This is a genomic window from Mesorhizobium sp. M5C.F.Ca.IN.020.29.1.1 (genome assembly GCF_003997375.1).
Taxonomy (GTDB): Bacteria; Pseudomonadota; Alphaproteobacteria; order Rhizobiales; family Rhizobiaceae; genus Mesorhizobium; species Mesorhizobium wenxiniae.
This window is the reverse complement of sequence record NZ_RZSW01000695.1, coordinates 1-2635: the sequence shown is the minus strand read 5'-3', so window position 1 is coordinate 2635 and position 2635 is coordinate 1. Positions and strand designations below refer to the sequence as shown.

General features: G+C 61.7%; 2 protein-coding genes. Both read right to left on the bottom strand.

Annotated elements, in window-relative coordinates:
* Window positions 1–16 precede the first annotated feature (16 nt).
* Window positions 17–1729, bottom strand: coding sequence for an NAD+ synthase (locus EOA85_RS32225; RefSeq protein WP_127212424.1), 1713 nt, complete (start codon window positions 1727–1729; stop codon window positions 17–19).
* A 138-nt stretch (window positions 1730–1867) separates the two neighbouring features.
* The gene (locus EOA85_RS32220; RefSeq protein ID WP_127212423.1) at window positions 1868–2581 is read right to left on the bottom strand and encodes a DNA-3-methyladenine glycosylase I; all 714 of its coding nucleotides are present in this window, start codon (window positions 2579–2581) and stop codon (window positions 1868–1870) included.
* Window positions 2582–2635 lie beyond the last annotated feature (54 nt).

Below are 2635 nucleotides of genomic sequence, written 5' to 3'. Positions count from 1 at the left end.
AGCGAGAAACGGTGATCTATCCGCCGTCCCTGAACCGGTTGGTGATGGGATAACGGCGGTCGCGGCCGAAATTCTTTTTGGTGATCTTCACGCCGGGCGCTGCCTGCCGGCGCTTGTATTCGGCGATGTAGAGCAGATGCTCGACGCGCGTCACCGTCGCCCTGTCGTGGCCGCGGGCAGCGATCTCGTCGACACCCATCTCGTTCTCGACCAGACACTCCAATATGTCGTCCAGCACCGGATAGGGCGGCAGCGAATCCTGATCCGTCTGGTTCTCGCGCAGTTCCGCCGACGGCGCCTTGTCGATGATGTTGTTCGGGATCACCTCGCCGGATGGGCCCAGCGCGCCCGGCGGCACGTGCGTATTGCGCCAGCGCGCCAGCGCATAGACCTGCATCTTGTAGAGGTCCTTGATCGGGTTGAAGCCGCCATTCATGTCGCCGTAGAGCGTGGCGTAGCCAACCGACATTTCGCTCTTGTTGCCGGTGGTGACCACCATCGAGCCGAACTTGTTAGAGATCGCCATCAAAATGGTGCCGCGCGCGCGGCTCTGCAGGTTTTCTTCGGTGATGCCTTCCTTGGTGCCTTCGAAAAGCTGCGTCAGCGTATGCAGAAATCCTTCGACCGGTTCGAAGATCGGCACGATATCGTAGCGGCAGCCGAGCGCACGGGCGCAGTCCTCGGCGTCTTTGAGCGAGTCCTTCGAGGTGTAGCGGTAGGGCATCATCACGGCGCGCAGCCGTTCCTCGCCGAGCGCATCGACGGCAAGTGCTGCACAGATCGCCGAATCGATGCCGCCGGACAGGCCGAGCACAACGTTCTTGAAGCCGTTCTTGTTGACGTAGTCGCGCAGGCCCAGCATGCAGGCGCGATAATCGGCCTCCTCCTTTTCCGGGATTTTCGACATCGGCCCTTCGGAGCAGACCCAGCCGTCGGAATTATTGCCGTTTTGCCCGCCTGCGGCGGCGCGGTTTCTCTTCCAGGTGGTGACGTTGACCGTCTCCTCGAACTGGCTCATCTGGAAGGCCAGCGTCTTGTCGGCGCCGATGGCAAAGGATGCACCGTCGAAGATCAGTTCGTCCTGGCCGCCAAGCTGATTGGCATAGATGATCGGCAATCCGCATTCAATGACCTGGCGGATGACAACCTGGTGGCGAATGTCGACCTTGCCGCGATAATAGGGCGAGCCGTTCGGCACCAGTAGGATTTCCGCACCGCTTTCGGCCAGCGTCTCGCAGATGCCGACATCGCCCCAGATATCTTCGCAGATCGGAATCCCCAGGCGCACGCCGCGGAAATTGACCGGTCCCTGCATTTCAGGGCCAGCCTGGAAGACGCGCTTCTCGTCGAATTCGCCGTAGTTCGGCAAATCGAGCTTGTAGCGCTCGGCGAGGATCTTGCCGCCATCGGCAAAGATGATTGAATTGTGCGTGCCGCTCTTGCGCTTCAGCGGCGTGCCGATGATGACGCCCGGCCCGCCATCGGCAGTATCGCCGGCGAAATCCTGCGCCGCCCGCTCGCAGGCGTTCAGGAAAGCCGGCTTCAGCACCAGGTCTTCGGGCGGATAACCGGCGAGGAAAAGCTCGGTGAACAGCACGAGATCGGCGCCTTGGCGGGCGGCATCCGCCCTCGCCTCGCGCGCCTTGGCGAGATTGCCGGCGACGTCGCCAACCGTCGGATTGAGCTGGGCGACGGCGATGCGCAATATGTCGGAAGCGGTGTTGGTCATGCTGCGGGTTTAGCGCGGCAAAATCGCCCGGGCAATGGCGTTTGCTTGGACCACCCGGACCGAATGACATGTGTCATTCGTGTCCCGGCCGATCGACGAATGTCGATCGTGTCGGACCGATCGACATGTCGTTCGGCCCTATTCGCCCATATATTCGCGCAGCGCTTCCGGCGAATGGTTCTCGCCGATCGACATCGCCAGAATGCGCGAAATATGCCGGCGCGGCAGGCTGGTTTGCGCCGCCCAGGCATTGATCTGGCTCTGGATCTTGTCGAGATCCCTCTTGGAGGTCGGGCTTTCGGCGATGTCCAGGCCGGCGTCGCGTAGCGCGGCCGCCATATCGGTTGAGACGATGAAGGCGTCCCATTCCAGCCACCTCAGAAAATACTGGCCGGTGTTGCCGCCGAGCCGGCTGCCATGCTTGGCGAGATAGGCCATCAGGCCCACCTGGTCGTCTTCAGGCCAATCGGCAAGGAACCTGCCGAAGCCGCCATGCTCCTTCGACACCCTCTCGACAAACACCGCGTTGTCGCGGACAGATTTGATCTTCTGCGGGTTGCGCACTATGCGCTCGTCGGCTGTCAGATCGTGCCAGAAATCATCGGGCTGGAACAACAGCCGCTTCGGCTCGAAGCGGAGGAACGCTTCTTCGAAACCAGGCCATTTCTGCTCGATGACGCGCCAGACGAAACCAGCGGCGAAAACACGCTCGGCCATGGTCGAGAGGATGCGGTCGTCGGTAATGTCAGCCACCGCGGCATTGTCGGGCATAGGTCCCAGCAGCGACGCCAGCGCCGCTTCCCCGCCCTTGCGTTTGGCCGCGCGGGCGCGGATTTTCTGAAAATCCATCATTGTGTCCTCACCAGATCGCGTCAATCTACCACTTCCCGTGCGAACCAGTAGCCT

Coding starts and splice junctions, on each gene's coding strand:
- EOA85_RS32225 (WP_127212424.1), bottom strand. CDS start 1,729: ATGACCAACACCGCTTCCGACATATTGCGCATCGCCGTCGCCCAGCTC.
- EOA85_RS32220 (WP_127212423.1), bottom strand. CDS start 2,581: ATGATGGATTTTCAGAAAATCCGCGCCCGCGCGGCCAAACGCAAGGGC.